This window comes from Nocardioides sp. (genome assembly GCF_047602075.1).
Lineage (GTDB): Bacteria > Actinomycetota > Actinomycetes > Propionibacteriales > Nocardioidaceae > Nocardioides.
Window position 1 is genome coordinate 727,255 of the sequence record NZ_JASGIF010000001.1, and the last position, 19,605, is coordinate 746,859.

The following is a 19,605-nucleotide window of genomic DNA, read 5'->3' on the forward strand; positions in this document are numbered from 1 at the left end:
GTGGTCACTGGCGGCTCTTCGCCTGCTCCAGGCTGGCCCGGACGGTGTCCAGCAGCTGGTGCCACGACGTCACGAACTTCTCGACCCCTTCGCTCTCCAGCGTCGCGATGACGTCGTCGTAGTCGATGCCCACCGCGGCCAGCGCTGCCAGGTCGGCGGCCGCCTCGGCGTAGTAGGGCCGGACTTGGTCGCCGCGGATGTCTCCGTGGTCGGCGACGGCCCGGAGCGTCTTCTCCGGCATCGTGTTGACGGTGTTGTCCACGACCAGGTCGTCGACATACATCGTGTCGCGGTAGGCCGGGTTCTTGACACCCGTCGAGGCCCACAGCGGGCGCTGCCGGTGAGCGCCCGCAGCTTCCAACGCAGCCCAGCGGTCGGTGTCGAAGAACCGCTCGTAGGCCTGGTAGGCCAGCCGAGCATTGGCGACCCCCGCCTTGCCGTGGAGGGTGGGGTCGGCGCCGATCTTGTCGAGGCGCGCGTCGATCTCGGTGTCGACTCGCGAGACGAAGAAGGACGCCACCGAGTGGATCGTGGACAGGTCCAGCCCGTTGTCCCTGGCCTTCTCGATGCCGGCGATGAACGCCTCCATCACGTGTTCGTACTGCTCCAGGCCGAAGATCAGGGTCACGTTCACGCTGATGCCGGCCCCCAGCGTCTCCGTGATGGCCGGGAAGCCCTCCGGGGTGCCGGGGATCTTGATCAGCAGGTTGGGCCGGTCGACCTCGGCATGCAGCGCCCGGGCGGAGGCGACGGTGGCGTCGGTGTCGTAGGCCAGGTCGGGGGCGACCTCGATCGACACCCGGCCGTCCACGCCGCCGGTGGCGTCGAAGACCGGCCGGAGGATGTCGCAGGCATTACGTACGTCGGTCGTGGTCAGCTCGAAGACGGTCCGATCCAGGTCGGCGCCGTCGGCGGCCAGCGCGGCCACCTGGTCGTCGTACCGCTCACCCTCGGCCAGCGCGGCCGCGAAGATCGACGGGTTGGTGGTCACCCCGACCACGTTGTCGGCCTTGACCAGCTCGGCGAGGTTGCCGGTCTCGATCCGATCCCGGGACAGGTCATCCAGCCAGATGGAGACGCCGGCGTCGCTGAGTTGCTGAAGTCGCTCGGACATGGTTGCTTCCTCTCCTCGGCCGGGTCAGCCCGCGACCGAACTGATGCTCTCTTGGGCCGCCGTTGCCACATGGTCGGCAGTGAATCCGAACTCGCGGAACAGGGTGGCCTGGTCCGCGGACGCGCCGTAATGGTCCAGCGAGACGATCCGGCCGTGGTCGCCGACGACCTCGCGCCACCCCATCGCCACGCCTGCCTCGACCGAGACGCGTGCGCGCACGTCCGGTGGGAGGACGGCGTCGCGGTAGGACGCGTCCTGGGCGTCGAACCACTCACGACAGGGCATCGAGACCACCCTCGCCGCGATGCCCTTCCCGGCGAGCAGCGCGCGCGCTTCCACGGCGAGCTGCACCTCGGAACCGGTGCCGACCAGGATCACGTCTGGAGTGCCGTCGGTGTCGAGGAGTGTGTAGCCGCCACGGTGCACGTCCTCGAGGCCGGCGAACCCGTCGATGCCCCGTGGGAAGACGGGCACGTTCTGCCGGGTCAGGGTCAACCCGGCCGGCCGGTCGGTGTGCTCGATGATCGCCTTCCAGCAGGCCGCCGTCTCGTTGGCGTCGGCCGGCCGGACCACGTCCAGGCCCGGGATGGCGCGCAGCGCAGCCAGGTGCTCGACGGGCTGGTGGGTGGGACCGTCCTCGCCCAGGCCGATGGAGTCGTGGGTCCACACGTAGGTGACCGGCAGCTGCATCAGCGCCGCCAGCCGGACCGCGCCGCGCATGTAGTCGGAGAACGTCAAGAACGTGCCGCCGAAGACTCGCGTCCCGCCGTTGAGGGCGATGCCGTTCATGATCGAGCCCATTGCGTGTTCGCGGATGCCGAAGTGCAGCACCCGGCCGTGCAGCGGGTCGGCCGACCACTGCTTGGTGCTCCGGTCGGCGGGGATGAAGGAGGGCGCCCCCTCGATGGTGGTGTTGTTGGACTCCGCCAGGTCGGCCGAGCCGCCCCAGAGCTCGGGCAGCTTCGCGGCTAGGCGCTGGATGACTTCGCCGGAGGCCTTGCGGGTCGCTACACCGCCTGGGTTGGCCTCGAAGGTGGGCAGGTCGTCGGCCCAGCCATCGGGGAGCCGCTGCTCTTCGAGCCGCTGCAGGAGGGCCTCCTGGTCGGGGTGGGCCGCTGCCCAGGCGGCGTACGCCTCGCCCCAGGCCGCCCGCCAGGCGGCGCCACGCTCCAGCAGGCCGCGGGTGTGGGCCAGCACGTCGTCGGCGATCGCGAAGGACTGGTCTGGGTCGAAGCCCATCACTTCCTTGGTGGCGCGCACCTCGTCGGCGCCGAGGGCGGAGCCGTGGGCCTTGCCGGTGCCCTGGGCGTTCGGCGCGGGCCAGGCGATGATGGTGCGGAGGTTGATGAAGCTGGGTCGGTCGGTCTCGGCCTTCGCGGCGACGATGGCGTCGTAGAGCGCCTGGATGTCCTCGTGATACTCCGTGCCGCCGTGGGTCCAGTCGACGTCCTGCACGTGCCAGCCGTAGGACTCGTAGCGCTTCGAGACGTCTTCGTTGAAGGCGACGGCCGTGTCGTCCTCGATGGAGATCCGGTTGTCGTCGTAGATCACCACCAGGTTGCCGAGCTGTTGGGTGCCGGCGATGGACGACGCCTCGCCGCTCACGCCCTCCTCGAGATCGCCGTCGGAGCAGAGCACGTAGACGTAGTGGTCGAAGACGGACTCGTCCGCCGGCGTGTCCGGGTCGAGCATGCCGCGCAGGCGGCGGCCGGCCATCGCCATGCCGACCGCGTTGCCGACACCCTGGCCGAGCGGCCCGGTGGTCACCTCGACGCCGCGGGTGTGGCCGTGCTCGGGGTGACCGGGGGTCAGGCTGCCCCACGTGCGCAGCGCCTCGAGGTCGGCCATCTCGAGGCCGAAGCCGCCCAGGAAGAGCTGGATGTAGAGGGTGAGGCTGGAGTGGCCGCACGACAGCACGAACCGGTCGCGGTTGATCCAGTCCGTGGCGGCGGGGTCGTGCCGCATCACCTTCTGGAAGAGGAGGTATGCCGCCGGAGCCAGCGACATGGCCGTGCCGGGGTGGCCGTTGCCGACCTTCTGGACCGCGTCCATGGCGAGTGCGCGGACGGTGTCGACCGCCTGCTTGTCGGTGTCGGTCCACTCCAGGGGGGCTGCTTGGGTGCTCACGGACGTCCTCTCGGGGAGACGGGTCAAGCGACGGGGTCAAACGGCACCACCGAGCCTACTCATGATGAGGGATAGACTCCGCGAGTGACCGATGTCAGCCATTCCGCCTCCCCAGGCACACCGGCTGACCGGTCGACCACCCGGTGCTCAGCGGCACCCGCCACAACGGCTTCGCGTGCCAGCGTGAAGGACGTCGTCGCGGCGTACGTCGGTCTGATGAAGCCGCGCGTCATCGAGCTGTTGCTGCTCACCACGGTGCCGGTGATGTTCTTCGCCGCCCGCGGCATCCCGCCGCTCGGCCTGGTCGCAGCGACCGTCGTCGGCGGCACCCTGTCCGCCGGCTCGGCGAGTGCGCTGAACTGTGTCTACGACCGGGACATCGACGAGCAGATGCGCCGGACACGTCGGCGGGCGCTGCCCCGACACATCGTCTCGCCCGGCGCCGCGCTGGCCTTCGGCGTGATCCTCGGTGTGGTCGCCACGGTCGTGCTCGCCGTCTGGGTGAACTGGCTCTCGGCGCTGCTCGCGCTGGCCGCCGAGGCGTTCTACCTGTTCGTCTACACGATGCTGCTCAAGCGCCGGACGACACAGAACATCGTCTGGGGCGGCATCGCCGGTTGTTTCCCGGCTCTGATCGGCTGGACCGCGGTGACCGGGGAGCTGGCCTGGACCCCGGTGGTCCTGTTCCTAGTCGTCTTCTTCTGGACCCCTCCGCACACCTGGGCGCTCGCACTGCGCTACCGCGAGGACTACGCCGGGGTGGAGGTGCCGATGCTCCCCGCGGTCGCCCCGGCCGCCACGGTCGGCCGCCAGGTCGTGCTCTACACCTGGGCCACCGTGCTGACCTCGCTTGCGCTGTGGAGCGTCGCCGACACCGGCCTGTTCTACCTGATCACCGCGATGGTCCTCGGCGCGATCTTCCTGGTCGAAGCACACCGGATGTGGGCGCGCACCCGCCGCTCCGACGTGCTCGCCGAGATCCAGCCGATGCGCCTCTTCCACATCTCCAACCTCTACCTCGCCCTCCTCTTCGTCGCCGTCGCCATCGACCCGCTGCTGTCCCGCTGAGCAGAAGCTGCGGCCAATGCGGCGGGAAGGGTCAGCACGGTCAACAGAATCGCGATAGCGATCGGGACGGTGAGAAGCACCAGATAGGCGCCCACACTCATGGCTGCCCGCGCGTAGAGGTGTGCAGCGGCGATCCAGACCGCAACCCCTGCCAGCGCTGCGGCCTCCATGGAGACGCATAAGGGAATGAACTGTGAGGCGATGTGGGTTCTGATGCGAGCCTTGCGAGTCAGTCCGATCGTCCGGAGCAGGTCCGTCACCTGCCTTCGTTCGATCGCGCTTCTGGTCAGGGCTGAGAGCAGAGCGACAGAGAGGCCCAACAGTCCCACGAAGCCGCCCACGCGCAGGAACGCAAGGTAGCCGGAGAACGAGTGCGCCTGAGCGATCCAATCGGAGTAGGCGTTGTGGTACTCGGCTGGCGACACGCAATGAGCGAGGTGACCCTCGAAGACCTCGAGCGATCGACTTCCGTCTGGAAGATTGACCAGGAAATCGGCCTGCCCAGCCGCCACGTCTTGTCCCGGGCGGTCCAGCAGGATGGCTGCTTGGAACTCGGGGTCCAGCCTCGCCCGAACCGTCCGTGTCGGCGCCTCGGAGATGCTCATCGACAAGGCCGGGACCTCGGCTGGATACCTTAGGTCTGGGAGAAAGCCTTTGATCGATCCGTCATAGACCTGAATCCATGAGGGTTTCGATGTGCAGGCTGACCGCAATCGGACGATCGCGTCCAGATCCGCGCAGGTCGCTCGGAGCGCGGTTGCGCCGTCGCGCGGACGGCCGACCGCGACCACCTCCAGAACCAGCCGAACCTCCGGCAGTGACGAGATCTGAGACCGGGTGAGCGTGGTATTGGAGACAGCCAGGTTGTAGCCCCTAGCCTCCTTCAGGTTCACCTGGGCGTCCCCGATGGGTCCGCTGAGAATGGTTACGAAGGGCGCGGCAGCGGCCACCGCGAAGATTCCAGCCGCTACCGCGATAGCGAGCCGTGAAGTTGCGCCGTGATGCTTGGTCGCCCAGCGACCAGCCAGCAAAGTAGTTCCGGAGCGCGCGACGCGTGCCATATGCTCACCTACGGCCGCAGTGAGATACCGAAGTGCCCACGGCAGGCCGAGTAGAAGTATGGCCGCGGCGACGATCATGTAGGACGTTGCCTCAGGGGTACGGCGGATGTCGAATGTCGAGGCTGCGACCACGCCGATCATGCCGAGAGCAGAGGGGACAACCCACCACCAGCGCGGCGCGGAGTGTCTGGCTACGGGCCGCACGGACTTGAACCGCCGAGAGATAACGGTGCTTGTCCCCAGTGTAAGCGTGAGAACCAGGATCACGAGCGGCACGAGGACTTGCGTCAGGGGCGGCAGTGCCGCGTCGGCCGGCCAGAACGCGAGTCCCGTCCCAGGCACCCTGGTCAGATGGCGGCTCGCCCACGCGAAGAAGAGCCACCCCGCAATGACCCCGGCAGCGCTCGAGGGCAACAACTCACCCAGCGAGACCATGCGAACTTGTCGCCGCCGGAGCCCGAGTGCCTTGAGCAGTGCTGCTCGCCGATCGGTCTCGGGTGCGGTCAGCCTCGACCCGAGGAGGAGGGCGAGGACCAGCGGCAGGAGGCAGAGGCTGACCATCAGGGGAACGAAGAACAGCAGTGGCCCGGACAGATCGACGCGCGGCCGCGCGTGCGTTGACCATCCCTCAATCACCGCCATCGTCGAGTTCTTGGCCGACCGGGCCGTCGTTCCTTGGATGATCCGGAGTTCATGCGGATCGATCAATCCTGCGGGGCTGATCTCCCCGACAACCTTGGCACCCGCGAGAGCGGCTTCGAGCGCTGGTGACCCGTCCCGCAACGCGGCAACCTCTGGTGAGATAAACACCTCCCCAGGGAGCGGGTTGCGCGAGATGCCGGGCGGATGATTGTCAAGATCTGACTGGGGGCTGCTGATCACCACCCTGGTGACCTTGCGACCGCTCCAGTTGTTAACGAACTCGGCTGACAAGAGGTGGCTTGAACTGCGGGACGGGACGTCTGGAGGGCGCGGGGTTCGGAGGTCTTCCGCGAGTTGCTGGGCGCCAACAACGGCTTGCGCCGCCAAGAGTGTGAGCACGGTCGTGACGCCGAGCGCACACACCAAGAAGACAGCAACATCTCTCACACCCGCGACATAGGTCCGAGGCCGTGACAACCGCAGACCGAGCAGCAATGGCCGTGTCATGAGGCCGAGGTGAGCGATCCATGGGCGAGGGCGTAGACCTCATCGCATGCTCGGGCGACCTCTCGAGAGTGCGTCACAAGGACAACCGCTGCTCCGCTCGCGCGTGATCTGTCGAAAAGCAGGCTAAGCACCTGTTGAGCGTTGTCTTCGTCAAGCGAGCCTGTCGGCTCGTCGGCGAGCAGGAGCGCGGGAGAATGGACCAACGCGCGGGCGATCGCGGCTCTCTGCTGTTGCCCACCGGAGACTTGATGAATGTGGAACACGAAACCGACCTGATGGAGCCGCAGCACGTCCCTCTTGTCCTCACGCAGGCGACTGAGGGTTTGTCCAGCTAGGAGGACCTCGCCCTGATCCGGCACCAGCAGACCGCCGAGAAGATGTAGAAGCGTCGACTTCCCCGAGCCGCTCGGCCCCATGACTGCGACCACCGAGCCCGATGACACCCGCAAGTTGAGTCCGGTCAACACCGGCTGAGAGGGATATCCATACACCACATCCCGCGCCTCAACTGCGGGTGTCATCATCGAATTCGCGCCGACATCACCCTCCTCGGACTGCGAACTGACCGCGGGTTTAGGCGACACCGCTCACTTCGCCCGAGCATGTGTCCCAGAATGTGTCCGCGATACAACTCTTGTAGTAGACAGTCTTGCCCTCCGCTAGTTCGAGAGACGGACGGCCTTGACCAGCCGCCGTCGCTCTACGCGCCCCAGCCGAACCCGAATGAGGCGGGTCGGAGCACACCCAGAGGCGCAGACCTACAGTCCTGATCGCGCGAGTGGGCCCTTGCTTCGGGAGCCTCTCAAAAGAAACCTCGCCAAAGACGCAACCGAATCGGCCCCTGCTGCGTCTTTACTGTTGACGACGGTAAGCCTGGTCACGGGGGTGCAGGCGAACCGTCGTCATTTCTTGTGCCCTGATTCCTCTCGTCCGCTCTCGCGGACGGTGAGCAGCGCCCAGGTGACGGCGGCCGCGGTGAGGCCGCTGCCGAGCATGTGCAGGCCGACCACCAGGACGGGCAGGTGCGTGAAGTACTGCACGAAGCCGATCAGGCCCTGGCTCAGCTCGACCAGGAGCAGGACCAGGGCTGCGCGGCGGGTGATCGGGGGAGTATCGGCGACGCGGACGGCGTAGACCAGGCCGAGGGTCAGTCCGAGGAGTAGGAAGACGAGGTCCGCGTGGGCCTGGCTCCACTCCAGCGGGTCCAGCCCGTTGCGGGCCGCCCCTGAGTCGCCCGCGTGTGGGCCCGCGCCGGTCACGACGGTGCCGACGTAGAAGACCGCCCACGCGACGCCGAAGACCCACCAGGCGAGCTGCGTCAGGGCGCCACGGCGGATCACCGGGGCCGGATGGTCGATCCGCCACAAGAAGACCACGGCCAGCGAGACGATGCCCAGTGAGGGCAGCAGGTGCAGCGAGACCACCCACGGGTTGAGGTGGGTGAGCACGGTCAGGCCGCCGAGCAGCGCCTGCGCCGGGATCGCCAGGCCGAGCAGCAGGGCGAGCCGGGTCAGATCCGACCGCCGCGAGCGCCAGGCGATCCAGAACGTGCCGATCGCCACGGCGGCCAGCACGAAGGTGAGGGTGCGGTTGCCGAACTCGATCGCCGAGTGCAGGTCCAGGGCGCCGTGCGGCGTGAACGACTCCGACGTGCACCGCGGCCAGGTCGGGCAGCCGAGGCCGGAGCCGGTCAGCCGGACCGCGCCACCGGTGACGATCAGGCCCAGGTTGGCGACCAGGCTGGCCCAACCCATCCGCCGCACCCAAGGGCTGAGGGAGGGCTCGCTCACTCCCATCGGAAGGTCCTGGCCGTGAGCAGGGTGCCGACCACAGTCCAGACCACCAGCACGAGCAGGCTGCCCCAGGCGACGGTGCCGTCCAGGAACGCCGAGCGCAGTGCGTCGCCGAGTGCGCCGGACGGCAGCAGTGCGAGCAGCGGCCCGATCCCGCCGTACGACGACGTGGGCAACACCACGCCACCCGCCGCCAGCAGCAGGAGATAGACCAGGTTCGTCACCGCCAGCGTCGCCTCGGCACGCAGCACGCCCGCGACGAACAACCCGAGGGAGGCGAAGGCGGCCACCCCGAGCACCACCGCCAAGAGGGCACCGAGCCAGCCAGCCTCGGGCTGCCAGCCCATCACGAGGGCGACCACACCGATGACGACGAGTTGCACGGCCAGCACCGCGACGAGCGCGCCGGTCTTGCCCAGCAGCAGGCCGTGCCGGGGGAGCGGGGAGGAGCCGAGCCGTTTGAGCACGCCGTACCGCCGCTCGAAGCCGGTCATGATGGCCAGCGAGGTGAACGACGAAGACATCACCGCGAGGGCGAACACGCCTGGGGTGAAGAGGTCGATCGGGCGGTGGTCGACATCGATGCCGAGCCGGACAGCGCCCTCGACCGCACCGATGAGCACGATCAGCGGGATCACGATGGCGAGCAGCAGCTGCTCGCCGTTGCGCAGCATCAGCCGGGTCTCCATCCCGGCCTGGGCGAGCACCTGACGGCCCAGCGGAGCGGCGCCAGGCGCAGGAGCGAACTGGCCGCTCATGAGGCCCGGCCCGGGTCGGTGAGATCGACGAAGACGTCCTCGAGGTCGAGCCTGCCCTCGTCGGTCAGCTCGGCGGGGGTGCCCGATGCGACCAGGCGACCGTGGTCGAGGATGTGCACCACGTCGGCGAGGCGCTCGGCCTCGTCCATGTGATGGGTGGTCAGCACGACCGTCACCCCGTCGCGGCGGATCTCCTCCAGCAGCTCCCAGGTGGTTCGCCGTGCATGTGGGTCCATCCCCGCGGTCGGCTCGTCGACGAAGACCAGCTCCGGTCGGCCGACCAACGCCATCGCCAGGCCGAGCCGCTGCTGTTGACCACCGGAGAGGCGACGATAGGGGGTCCGCCCGCACTCCGCGAGACCGAGCCGGTCCACCAGCATCTCGACCTCGAGCGGGTGGGCGTGCAGCCGCGCGAGGTGACGCAGCATCTCCTCGGCCCGGACGCCGGACCAGGCCCCGCCCTCCTGCAGCATCACCCCGATCCGGGGCAGCAACCGAGCCCGGTCCGCGATCGGGTCCAGCCCGAGCACGCGGACGGAGCCCTGCTGGGGGCGCCGATAGCCCTCGCAGGTCTCCAGGGTGGTGGTCTTCCCGGCGCCGTTGGGACCGAGCACGGCGGTGATGCTGTGCCGGGCGACGCCGAGGGTCAGCCCGTCGACCGCGGTCTTCTCGCCGTAGCGCATGACCAGCCCGGCCACCTCCACGGCAGCGGGGGAGTCTGGGGGCACCCGGCCAGTCTAGGAACGGGCCTCCGTAAGCGACGACCACCCCCGACTTGAACCGGACGGGGTATTAACGTCACACTGTTGTTGTGGAATTCGCCCCAGCCGTCGCTCCCGCAGCCGGTGAGGCGTCGACCCGCACCCGGGTGGCCCACTCGATCCTCGAGAACGGCCCGTCCACCGCGGCCAGTCTCGCCGACCGGCTCGGTCTGACCCCGGCCGCCGTGCGCCGCCACCTCGACCACCTGGTCGCCGACGGGGCGGTGATCGCGGCCGAGGCACGCCCCAGCGGTCCCCGCGGTCGGGGTCGGCCGGCGCGCACCTTCGCCCTGACCGAGGAGGGCCGCGACCGGTTCGACCAGCAGTACGACGGCCTGGCCGCCGAGGCGCTCAGGTTCCTCGCCGAGACGGCCGGCTCCGAGGCGGTCCTCAAGTTCGCGCGCCGCCGGGTGGCGTTCATCGAGCGCGACTTCGCCCGGGTCTCGGCGCAGAACCCTGCCCTGTCGTCGGCCGAGGTGCTCGCCCGCGTGCTCCGCGACGAGGGCTACGCCGCGCACGTCCGCGAGCTGCCCGACAGCGGTCTCGGCCAGGGCACCGAGCAGCTGTGCCAACAGCACTGCCCGGTCTCCCACGTAGCCCACGAGTTCCCCCAGCTGTGCGACGCCGAGACCGAGGCCTTCAGCCGGGTCCTCGGCACCCATGTCGCCCGACTGGCCACCATCGCACACGGTGACGGCGTGTGCACCACCTGCATCCCCCATCCACGCGAGGACGGAGCGTCATCATGACGAGCATCGAAGAGCTGAACCCCGGGCTGGAAGGCATCGGTCGCTACGAGTTCGGCTGGCACGACCCCGACCTTGCCGGCGAGACGGCCAAGCGCGGCCTCAACGACGCCGTGGTCCGCGACATCTCTGGCCGCAAAGGCGAGCCGGAGTGGATGCTCGACCTCCGCCTGAAGGGCCTGCGCCTCTTCGACCGCAAGCCGATGCCGTCGTGGGGTGCGGACCTGTCCGACATCGACTTCGACAACATCAAGTACTACGTCGAGTCGGCGGAGAAGCAGGCCAACACCTGGGAGGACCTGCCCGCCGACATCAAGAACACCTACGACCGGCTCGGCATCCCCGAGGCCGAGAAGCAGCGGCTGGTCGCGGGCGTCGCCGCGCAGTACGAATCGACCGTGCTCTACCACTCGATCCGCGAGGATCTCGAGCAGCAGGGCGTGATCTTCGTCGACACCGACACCGGCCTGCGCGAGCACGAGGACCTCTTCAAGGAGTACTTCGCGACCGTGATCCCGGTCGGCGACAACAAGTTCGCCTCGCTCAACACCTCGGTCTGGTCGGGTGGCTCCTTCATCTACGTGCCGGCGGGCGTGCACGTGGACATCCCGCTGCAGGCCTACTTCCGGATCAACACCGAGAACATGGGGCAGTTCGAGCGGACCCTGATCATCGTCGACGAGGGCGCCTACGTGCACTACGTCGAGGGCTGCACCGCACCGATCTACTCCTCGGACTCGCTGCACTCCGCGGTGGTGGAGATCATCGTCAAGAAGGGCGGCCGGTGCCGCTACACGACGATCCAGAACTGGTCGAACAACGTCTACAACCTGGTGACCAAGCGGGCGACCTGCGAGGCCGGCGCCACCATGGAGTGGGTCGACGGCAACATCGGCTCGAAGGTCACCATGAAGTACCCCGCGGTCTACCTGATGGGGGAGCACGCCAAGGGCGAGACGCTCTCGATCGCGTTCGCGGGCGAGGGTCAGCACCAAGACGCCGGCGCCAAGATGGTGCACGCTGCCCCGCACACGTCGTCCTCGATCCTGTCCAAGTCGGTGGCTCGCGGCGGTGGCCGGACGTCCTACCGCGGCCTGGTCCAGGTCAACGAGGGCGCCTCGGGGTCGAAGTCCAACGTGCTCTGCGACGCGCTGCTGGTCGACCAGATCAGCCGCTCGGACACCTACCCCTACGTCGACATCCGCGAAGACGACGTGTCGATGGGCCACGAGGCCAGCGTGTCGAAGGTGAGCGAGGACCAGCTCTTCTACCTGATGAGCCGTGGCTTGGAGGAGACCGAGGCGATGGCGATGATCGTGCGCGGCTTCGTCGAGCCGATCGCCAAGGAGCTCCCGATGGAGTATGCCCTCGAGCTCAACCGCCTCATCGAGTTGCAGATGGAAGGCGCGGTGGGCTGAGCCCTACCGCCCGCTGCCGGAACCGATCTGACATCTGACAAGGAAGAACGTGACACTCACTGGACAGCCGCTGTCGAGCGCCGTCGAGATGGACAAGGTGGACAGCCACCTCCATCCGGAGCCGTCGTATGCCCTGGCCGACCACCCGATGCCCACCGGGCGCGAGGAGATCTGGCGGTTCACCCCGCTCAGCCGGCTGCGCGGACTGCTCGACGACCAGCCGTCCGACGGCCATCTCTCCTGGACCACCGATCTGCCCGCAGGGGTCACCCTGACCGAGGTGACCACCGCCGAGGCCGCCGCGCTCGGCGAGGTGCTGCCCAGTGATCGGTTGGCGGCCCTCGCCGTCGCCCACGCGGGTGGCGCGATGCTGCTGGACATCCCGGCCGAGACCGTGCTGGAGGAGCCGGTGCGGGTGCGCCTGCACGGTGACGACGCCAACCGGCTGGTCTGGGGCCACCTCGTGGTCCGGGTCGGCTCGCACACGCGCGCGACGATCGTCTTCGAGCACACCGGCAGCGCCCGCTACAGCGCCACCACCTCGGTGCTGGTCGGCGACGGCGCCAACCTTGTGATGGCGTCGATCTACGACTGGGACGACGACGCCGTGCACGCCGCCCAGGTGGGCGTCCGGGTCGGTCGGGACGCGCACGTCCGGTTGGCCGAGGTCAGCTTCGGCGGCGACTTGGTGCGCACCTGCAGCAACGTGGAGTACGCCGGCCCCGGCGGCGACGCGGAGCTGCTCGGCCTCTACTTCGCCGACGCGGGCCAGCACATCGAGCATCGCCTCTTCGTCGACCACACCGCGCCCAAGACCCGCAGCCATGTGTCCTACAAGGGTGCCCTGCAGGGCGAGCGGGCGCACACGGTCTGGATCGGCAACGTGCTGATCCGCAAGATCGCCGAGGGCATCGAGACCTACGAGGAGAACCGCAACCTGGTCCTCACCGACGGCTGTCAGGCCGACTCGGTGCCCAACCTGGAGATCGAGACCGGTGAGATCGAGGGGGCCGGGCACGCGTCGGCGACCGGTCGGTTCGACGACCAGCAGCTCTTCTACCTCCGCAGCCGCGGCATCGACGAGACCGAAGCGCGCCGGTTGGTCGTGCACGGCTTCTTCAACGAGCTGATCCGCCGCATCGACGTGCCCGTGATCGAGGAGCACCTCTTCGCCGCCGTCGAGGCCGAGCTGGCCGCCACGATGGGCGACCTGGTGACGATCGAGGGGAGCGAGCGGTGAGCTTCGAGCGCGTCTGCAGCACCGACGAGGTGGGCGACGACCAGGCCCATGCGGCCGTGGTCGGCGGCCTGGAGCTCGCCGTCGCCCGTGACGGCGACGAGTTCTTCGCCGTGCAGGACCAGTGCACCCACGCGGCCATCCCGCTCAGCGAGGGCGAGGTGGTCGACTGTGCGATCGAGTGCTGGCTCCACGGCTCCGCCTTCGACCTGCGCACCGGGAAGCCCACCGTGCTGCCCGCCACCGAACCAGTCGCCACGTTCCCCGTCGAGGTCCGTGACGGCGATGTGTACGTCGACACCACCCGGACGCTCAACGGCGTCACCCCGAGCTAGAAGGAAGCACCACATGAGCACCCTGGTCATCAACGACCTACACGTCGCGGTCGACACCGAGGACGGCCCCAAGGAGATCCTCAAGGGCGTCACGCTGACCATCAACGAGGGCGAGACCCACGCGATCATGGGTCCGAACGGATCCGGCAAGTCGACGCTGGCCTACTCCATCGCGGGCCACCCGAAGTACAACGTGACCAGCGGCTCGGTCACCCTCGACGGAGCCGACGTGCTGGCCATGTCGGTCGACGAGCGGGCCCGGGCCGGCCTCTTCTTGGCCATGCAGTACCCCGTCGAGGTGCCCGGCGTCTCGGTGGCGAACTTCCTGCGCACCGCGAAGACCGCCATCGACGGCGAGGCGCCCAAACTACGCACCTGGGTCAAGAGCGTGAACGAGGCGCTCGACCGCACCGGGCTGGACCCGGCCTTCTCGCAGCGCAGCGTCAACGAGGGCTTCTCCGGTGGCGAGAAGAAGCGCCACGAGATCGCCCAGCTCGAGCTGCTCGACCCCACCATCGCGATCCTCGACGAGACCGACTCCGGGCTCGACATCGACGCTCTCAAGGTCGTCTCGGAGGGGGTCAACCGCTTCACCGCCGAAGGTGACAAGGGGGTCCTGCTGATCACGCACTACTCGCGGATCCTGCGCTACATCAAGCCCGACTTCGTGCACGTCTTCGTGGCCGGTCGGATCGCCGAGCAGGGTGGCCCCGAGCTGGCCGACCTGCTCGAGGCCGAGGGCTACGACCGCTTCACCAGGGCCGCGGTGTGACCGAGTCCGCCCTCCCAGGCCTGCTGCCCGACCTCGAGGTGGTCCGCAAGGACTTCCCGATCCTCTCCCGCACCCTGGCGGGCGGACATCCTCTCGTCTACCTGGACAGCGCGAACACCTCCCAGAAGCCGCAGGTCGTCATCGACGCGATGGTCGACCATCTGGAGCGGCACAACGCCAACGTGGCTCGGGCGATGCATCAGCTCGGCGCCGAGTCCACGGCAGCGTTCGAGAGCGCACGCGCCCGGGTGGCCTCCTTCCTGCACGCCGGCGAGGACGAGATCGTCTTCACCAAGAACGCCTCCGAGGCGCTCAACCTGGTGGCCAACACGCTCGCCTGGGCCGAGGGCGACTGGTCCGCGCGGGTCGGGCGGATCGGGCCCGGTGACGAGATCGTGATCACCGAGATGGAGCACCACTCCAACATCGTGCCCTGGCAGCTGCTCAGCCAGCGGACCGGCGCCACGCTGCGCTGGTTCGGGATCACCGACGACGGCCAGCTCGACCTCGACAACATCGACGATCTGATCGCCGAGCGGACCCGCGTGGTCGCGCTGACCTGGGTCTCCAACGCCCTGGGCACCGTCAACCCGATCACCGAGATCGCCCGGCGCGCCCACGAGGTGGGCGCCCTGGTCGTCGTGGACGCCTCTCAGGCCGCCCCACAGCTGCCGATCAACGTCACCACCTGTGGTGCCGACCTGCTCGCCTTCACCGGCCACAAGACCGTCGGGCCGACCGGCATCGGTGTCTTGTGGGGCCGTCGCGGCATCCTCGACCAGCTGCCCCCCTTCCTGGCTGGCGGGGAGATGATCGAGACCGTGCGGATGGAGTCCTCCACCTATGCGCCGGTGCCGCGCCGCTTCGAGGCGGGCACCCCACCGATCGTCGAGGCGGTCGGCCTCGCGGCAGCGTTGGAGTATCTCGACGGCCTGGGCATGGAGCACGTGCACGCCCACGAGCAGGCCATCACCGGCTACGCCCTCGACGGCCTGGCCAGCGTGCCCGGCCTGACCGTGCTCGGCCCGCTGTCCGCGGAGCAGCGTGGGGGTGCCATCGCCTTCGAGCTCGACGGGGTGCACCCACACGACGTGGCCACGGTCCTCGACACCCGGGGGATCGCCGTGCGCGCCGGCCACCACTGTGCCCGCCCGGCCCATGCCCGCTTCGGCGTGCAGGCCTCGACCCGGATGTCGTCATACCTCTACACCACGCCGGAGGAGGTCGACGCTCTCGTCGACGGTTTGCTCTACACCCGCGACTACTTCAAGGTGAGCTGATGTCGGCCGACCTCGACAGCCTCTACCAGGAGATCATCCTGGACCACTACAAGTTCCCGCACCATCGCGGTCTGCGGGAGCCCTACGAGGCCGAGGTGCACCACGTCAACCCGACCTGCGGCGACGAGGTCACCTTGCGGGTCCACCTCGACCAGCAGGACGGCGACACCGTGGTGCGCGACGTCTCCTACGACTCGCTCGGCTGCTCGATCTCGCAGGCGTCCGCCTCCATCCTCACCGACCTGGTGATCGGCAAGACGGTGGCCGATGCGATGGAGGTGCACGAGGCGTTCCTCGAGCTGATGCAGGGCAAGGGCCAGGTCGAGCCCGACGAGGAGGTTCTCGAGGACGCCGTCGCCTTCGCCGGCGTCGCCAAGTTCCCTGCCCGCGTCAAGTGCGCCCTGTTGTCCTGGATGGCCTGGAAGGACGCCACCTCGGCTGCCTTCGCCGCACCCGTTCCGGAGGAGACCCCATGAACACCGACGACCTTCCCGAGATCGACCTCGACGCCATCACCGGCGACCTCACGGTGACCGTCGAGGACGTCACCGAGGCGATGAAGGACGTGGTCGACCCCGAGCTCGGCATCAACGTCGTCGACCTCGGTCTCGTCTACGGCGTGCACGTCGACGACGACGCCTTCGTGGTCCTCGACATGACCCTCACCTCGGCGGCCTGTCCGCTGACCGACGTGATCACCGACCAGACCCATGCTGCGTTGGAGGGCATGGTCAAGGACGTCGCGATCAACTGGGTCTGGATGCCCCCGTGGGGTCCGGACAAGATCACCGAGGACGGCCGCGACCAGTTGCGGGCCCTCGGCTTCAACGTCTGAGGCGCATGCGGGTCGCGGTGCCGTCGGCACGGTTTGCGCGGTGGACGGCCAACTTCGCCGACCGTCATGGCGGCACCACCCTGACGGTGACCGACGGTGCCCTGCACGGCACCGCTCCGGACGGCTCGACGTTCACCGCAAGGCTCCCGTTCGACGGTCAGTACGACGCTGCGCCCGACGCCGCCAGCTTCGCGGAGGCCGCGAAGCACCCGGCGACGTGGGGCGTGCTCCTGGTCCGCAAGGGCGGCTTCGCGATCGCCCGGCTGGCCGATGACCAGCTGGCGGCCCACAAGATCGGGCAGCGCCACGTCCAAGGCCGCACCAAGGCTGGCGGACAGAGCCAGCAGCGGTTCTCCCGACGAAGGGACAACCAGGCCCGGCAGGCGTTCGAGGCCGCAGCCGACCACGCCGCGCGCCTGTTGGACGGCGTCTCCACCGTCGTCGTTGGAGGGGATCGGGCTGCCGTGGCCGAGGTGCTCGGTGACAGGCGGCTTGCCGGGTTGACGCCCGTAGCGCCCTGGCTCGACGTCCCCGATCCACGCCGTCGCGAGCTGGATCGTGCCATCCAGGAGGCGGTCGCCATCCAGGTCGAGGTGGTCAACGCCTGAGCGTGCCTGCCGCCGTACAGTGGCAGACGTGGAGAGCGTCATCGACGTCCGCGGACTGGTGAAGCGTTTCGGATCGGTTCGGGCGCTCGACGGGCTCGATCTCACCGTCAGATCGGGGGAGGTGCACGGCTTCCTCGGCCCCAACGGGGCAGGCAAGTCGACCACCATCCGCAGCCTGCTGGGTCTGCTCCGCACCGAGGCCGGCACGGCCGAGGTCTTCGGCCTCGATCCGTGGCGGGATCCGGTCGACATCCACCGTCGGCTGGCCTACGTGCCCGGTGACGTCAGCCTGTGGCCGAACCTCTCGGGCGGGGAGACCATCGACCTGCTCCTGCGGATGCGGGGCGTCCAGGTCGACCGCAGCCGGCGCGCCGATCTGCTCGAACGGTTCGACCTCGATCCGACCAAGAAGGGCCGGGCCTACTCCAAAGGGAACCGGCAGAAGGTGGCCCTGGTGGCGGCGTTCGCCGCGCCGACCGACCTGCTGGTCCTCGACGAGCCCACCTCGGGTCTGGATCCGTTGATGGAGCAGGTCTTCAACGAGTGCCTCGCTGAGCACAAGGAGGCCGGCACCACGGTGCTCCTCTCCAGCCACATCTTGAGCGAGGTGGAACTGCTGGCCGACCGGGTGACCATCATCCGGGCCGGGCGCGCGGTCGAGACCGGCACGTTGGCCGAGCTGCGCCACCTGCGTCGCAATCGGATCCAGGCCGAGCTGGACAAGCCACCGTCGGACCTGTCCGCGCTGCCTGGCGTCCACGACCTCTCCGTCGACGGCCACCACCTGTCCTGCACCGTGGACGCCGACGGCCTCTCGCCTCTGCTGGAGGCGCTGACCGCCGCCGGCGTGCGCTCCCTGACCAGCACACCGCCGACGCTGGAGGAGCTGTTCTTGGACCTCTACCGGGACACGCCATGAGCCTCCAGCTCACCGGCACCGTCGGCCTCGCCCGCTTCCAGCTCCACCGCGACCGGATCCTCGCCTCACTCTGGGGACTGGTGCTGCTGGCCGTCGTCTACGCCTCGGCCTCCGCGACGAACGGGTTGTATCCCACCGAAGCGGACAGGGTGGAGGCGGCGAGGCTGGTCAACGCGAGCCCCGCCGCGGTCGCCCTCTACGGACCGATCCTCGACGTGCACAGTCTCGGTGAGCTCGCGATGACCAAGACCACGGTCACCTACGCGCTGTTCTTGATGGTGCTCGCCATGGTCCTGGTGCGACGGCACACCCGCGTGGAGGAGGAGTCTGGCCGCACCGAGCTGGTCTCCGCCGGTCGGGTAGGCCGACGTGCTCCTCTGGTGTCGGCGGTCGTCGAGGCCGGCGTCGTCGTGACGATCATCTCCGCGCTGGCCGGGCTGTGCAGCGTGGCCGGTGGTCTGCCCGCCGCCGGATCCCTGGTCTTCGCGGCGTCGTGGTGGGGCAGCGGCATGGTCGGCGTCGGGGTGGCGGCGCTCGCCTGCCAGGTCAGTGCCAGCGCTCGCACGTGCGGGGCCGCGGGCGCCGCTGGCCTCGGTGTCATCTTCCTGCTCCGCGCCGTCGGCGACGTCTCGGAGTCGTGGCTGAGCTGGCTCTCCCCGCTCGGCTGGAACACCCAGCTCAGCGCCTGGTCGCAGCCGCGGTGGTGGGTGCTCCTGCTCTACCCGGTCACTGCGGTGGCTCTGCTCGCGGTAGCGCTCTGGTTGCGGGACCGCCGCGACCTCGGCGCCGGTCTGGTGGCGCCTCGACCAGGCCCCGCCGAGGGCAGCCCGCGGCTCCGGGACGCCGGTTCGCTGGCCCTCCGGGTCTACGGCCCGTCGTTGGTCGGGTGGTCGGTGGCCGCCGCCGTCTGCGGGGTGCTGTTCGGCTCGGTGGTGCCCAGCCTGGGCACCCTGTTCGACTCTCCGACAGGTCAGGAGATGCTGCGCCGCCTCGGCGGCTCCGGTGCGGTCGAGGATGCGATGCTCGCCGGCATCATGTCGGTGGTGGCCCTGATCCTGTGTGGCTTCACCGCCGGCGTCGCCGCCCATGCGGGGAGCGACGAGCACGACGGCCGCACCGAGCAGGTGCTCGCCACGGCCTCGCCGCGAGGGCACACCTTCACTGCGCTGCTCGCCCTCGTCCTGGTGGCGACAGCATGGCTGTTGTTGCTGCTGGGTGTTGCGGCCGCCGTCGGCTACGGTGCGCAGGCTGGCGGGTTCGGCGATGCTGCCGGAAGGTCACTCGGCGCTGGGCTCGCCCCGTTGCCCGCGGCCTGGCTGCTCGCAGCCCTGGCGATCCTGGGCCTCTCCCTCGGCGACCGTTGGGCGTTGCTGGGGTGGGTCCTCCTTGCCGCCTTCACCACGGTCGGCATCGTCGGCGAGCTGCTGAGCCTGCCCGACTGGGTGGTCGGCCTGTCACCCTTCCAACACATCGCCAAGGTGCCGAGCGAGCCGATGGCGTGGGGCCCGGCTGTCGTGCTGACCGTGCTGACCGCAGTCGTCTCCGCCGTGGCGTGGTGGGCCTACCGACACCGCGATATCGGCTAACCTCCCGGGCAGATCCGTCGTCCGCTCCGGGAGGCACC

Annotated in this window: 19 protein-coding genes; 12 read left to right on the forward strand and 7 right to left on the reverse strand. The window is 69.0% G+C overall.

The features are described from left to right. Positions 1 to 4 precede the first annotated feature (4 nt). Complete coding sequence (tal, locus tag QM714_RS03765; protein WP_415097717.1) at positions 5 to 1,114, reverse strand: transaldolase; 1,110 nt, start codon at positions 1,112 to 1,114, stop codon at positions 5 to 7. A gap of 24 nt (positions 1,115 to 1,138) precedes the next feature. Further along, the gene (gene tkt, locus QM714_RS03770) at positions 1,139 to 3,241 is read right to left on the reverse strand and encodes a transketolase (protein WP_415097719.1); all 2,103 of its coding nucleotides are present in this window, start codon (positions 3,239 to 3,241) and stop codon (positions 1,139 to 1,141) included. 183 nt (positions 3,242 to 3,424) lie between these two features. Between tkt and QM714_RS03775 the strand changes: the two genes are divergently transcribed. Further along, positions 3,425 to 4,309: a heme o synthase gene (locus QM714_RS03775; protein WP_415097721.1), complete on the forward strand. Its 885-nt coding sequence runs from the start codon at positions 3,425 to 3,427 to the stop codon at positions 4,307 to 4,309. On the opposite strand, the gene QM714_RS03780 is transcribed toward QM714_RS03775, so the two are convergent. The 5 genes from QM714_RS03780 to QM714_RS03800 form a co-directional block, all read right to left on the reverse strand. Next, positions 4,255 to 6,459 (reverse strand): FtsX-like permease family protein, encoded by a 2,205-nt coding sequence (locus QM714_RS03780; RefSeq protein WP_415097723.1) that lies wholly within the window; start codon positions 6,457 to 6,459, stop codon positions 4,255 to 4,257. The genes QM714_RS03775 and QM714_RS03780 overlap by 55 nt on opposite strands. Before the next feature lie 56 nt (positions 6,460 to 6,515). Continuing rightward, entirely contained in the window at positions 6,516 to 6,986 is a 471-nt protein-coding gene (locus tag QM714_RS03785; RefSeq protein WP_415097725.1) for an ABC transporter ATP-binding protein, read from the reverse strand. Between the two features lie 435 nt (positions 6,987 to 7,421). Further along, complete coding sequence (locus tag QM714_RS03790; protein WP_415097727.1) at positions 7,422 to 8,315, reverse strand: COX15/CtaA family protein; 894 nt, start codon at positions 8,313 to 8,315, stop codon at positions 7,422 to 7,424. After that, positions 8,306 to 9,070: an ABC transporter permease gene (locus QM714_RS03795; RefSeq protein ID WP_415097729.1), complete on the reverse strand. Its 765-nt coding sequence runs from the start codon at positions 9,068 to 9,070 to the stop codon at positions 8,306 to 8,308. Before QM714_RS03795 ends, QM714_RS03790 begins: the two co-directional genes overlap by 10 nt. Further along, positions 9,067 to 9,798, reverse strand: a complete 732-nt coding sequence (locus QM714_RS03800; protein ID WP_415097731.1) for an ABC transporter ATP-binding protein — start codon at positions 9,796 to 9,798, stop codon at positions 9,067 to 9,069. Before QM714_RS03800 ends, QM714_RS03795 begins: the two co-directional genes overlap by 4 nt. 83 nt (positions 9,799 to 9,881) lie before the next feature. On the opposite strand from QM714_RS03800, the gene QM714_RS03805 reads away from it, so the two are divergent. Genes QM714_RS03805 through QM714_RS03855 form a run of 11 tightly spaced genes read left to right on the forward strand, consistent with a single transcriptional unit; the run spans position 9,882 to position 19,567 of the window. Continuing rightward, complete coding sequence (locus QM714_RS03805; protein WP_415097733.1) at positions 9,882 to 10,580, forward strand: helix-turn-helix transcriptional regulator; 699 nt, start codon at positions 9,882 to 9,884, stop codon at positions 10,578 to 10,580. Then, positions 10,577 to 11,995, forward strand: a complete 1,419-nt coding sequence (gene sufB / locus QM714_RS03810; RefSeq protein WP_415097735.1) for a Fe-S cluster assembly protein SufB — start codon at positions 10,577 to 10,579, stop codon at positions 11,993 to 11,995. The genes QM714_RS03805 and sufB overlap by 4 nt, the downstream gene beginning before the upstream one ends. Before the next feature lie 49 nt (positions 11,996 to 12,044). After that, positions 12,045 to 13,235, forward strand: a complete 1,191-nt coding sequence (gene sufD, locus QM714_RS03815; protein WP_415097737.1) for a Fe-S cluster assembly protein SufD — start codon at positions 12,045 to 12,047, stop codon at positions 13,233 to 13,235. Then, on the forward strand, positions 13,232 to 13,567 hold the full coding sequence (locus QM714_RS03820) for a non-heme iron oxygenase ferredoxin subunit (protein ID WP_415097739.1): 336 nt from the start codon (positions 13,232 to 13,234) through the stop codon (positions 13,565 to 13,567). The genes sufD and QM714_RS03820 overlap by 4 nt, the downstream gene beginning before the upstream one ends. Positions 13,568 to 13,580: 13 nt before the next feature. Continuing rightward, positions 13,581 to 14,339, forward strand: coding sequence for a Fe-S cluster assembly ATPase SufC (gene sufC / locus QM714_RS03825; protein ID WP_415097741.1), 759 nt, complete (start codon positions 13,581 to 13,583; stop codon positions 14,337 to 14,339). Further along, complete coding sequence (locus QM714_RS03830; protein WP_415097743.1) at positions 14,336 to 15,619, forward strand: aminotransferase class V-fold PLP-dependent enzyme; 1,284 nt, start codon at positions 14,336 to 14,338, stop codon at positions 15,617 to 15,619. Before sufC ends, QM714_RS03830 begins: the two co-directional genes overlap by 4 nt. After that, positions 15,619 to 16,095: a Fe-S cluster assembly sulfur transfer protein SufU gene (gene sufU, locus QM714_RS03835; RefSeq protein WP_415097745.1), complete on the forward strand. Its 477-nt coding sequence runs from the start codon at positions 15,619 to 15,621 to the stop codon at positions 16,093 to 16,095. Before QM714_RS03830 ends, sufU begins: the two co-directional genes overlap by 1 nt. Further along, positions 16,092 to 16,454, forward strand: a complete 363-nt coding sequence (locus QM714_RS03840; RefSeq protein WP_415097747.1) for a metal-sulfur cluster assembly factor — start codon at positions 16,092 to 16,094, stop codon at positions 16,452 to 16,454. The genes sufU and QM714_RS03840 overlap by 4 nt, the downstream gene beginning before the upstream one ends. Positions 16,455 to 16,459: 5 nt before the next feature. Continuing rightward, complete coding sequence (locus QM714_RS03845; protein WP_415097749.1) at positions 16,460 to 17,062, forward strand: acVLRF1 family peptidyl-tRNA hydrolase; 603 nt, start codon at positions 16,460 to 16,462, stop codon at positions 17,060 to 17,062. Between the two features lie 28 nt (positions 17,063 to 17,090). Beyond that, on the forward strand, positions 17,091 to 17,981 hold the full coding sequence (locus QM714_RS03850) for an ATP-binding cassette domain-containing protein (protein ID WP_415097751.1): 891 nt from the start codon (positions 17,091 to 17,093) through the stop codon (positions 17,979 to 17,981). Further along, on the forward strand, positions 17,978 to 19,567 hold the full coding sequence (locus QM714_RS03855; RefSeq protein ID WP_415097753.1) for an ABC transporter permease: 1,590 nt from the start codon (positions 17,978 to 17,980) through the stop codon (positions 19,565 to 19,567). The genes QM714_RS03850 and QM714_RS03855 overlap by 4 nt, the downstream gene beginning before the upstream one ends. Positions 19,568 to 19,605: the final 38 nt, after the last annotated feature.

Excerpts from the sequence above, each read along its gene's own strand:
- tal (WP_415097717.1), bottom strand. The coding sequence starts at position 1,114 with ATGTCCGAGCGACTTCAGCAACTCAGCGACGCCGGCGTCTCCATCTGG.
- QM714_RS03790 (WP_415097727.1), bottom strand. The coding sequence starts at position 8,315 with ATGGGAGTGAGCGAGCCCTCCCTCAGCCCTTGGGTGCGGCGGATGGGT.
- QM714_RS03795 (WP_415097729.1), bottom strand. The coding sequence starts at position 9,070 with ATGAGCGGCCAGTTCGCTCCTGCGCCTGGCGCCGCTCCGCTGGGCCGT.
- sufB (WP_415097735.1), top strand. The coding sequence starts at position 10,577 with ATGACGAGCATCGAAGAGCTGAACCCCGGGCTGGAAGGCATCGGTCGC.
- sufC (WP_415097741.1), top strand. The coding sequence starts at position 13,581 with ATGAGCACCCTGGTCATCAACGACCTACACGTCGCGGTCGACACCGAG.
- sufU (WP_415097745.1), top strand. The coding sequence starts at position 15,619 with ATGTCGGCCGACCTCGACAGCCTCTACCAGGAGATCATCCTGGACCAC.
- QM714_RS03840 (WP_415097747.1), top strand. The coding sequence starts at position 16,092 with ATGAACACCGACGACCTTCCCGAGATCGACCTCGACGCCATCACCGGC.
- QM714_RS03845 (WP_415097749.1), top strand. The coding sequence starts at position 16,460 with ATGCGGGTCGCGGTGCCGTCGGCACGGTTTGCGCGGTGGACGGCCAAC.
- QM714_RS03855 (WP_415097753.1), top strand. The coding sequence starts at position 17,978 with ATGAGCCTCCAGCTCACCGGCACCGTCGGCCTCGCCCGCTTCCAGCTC.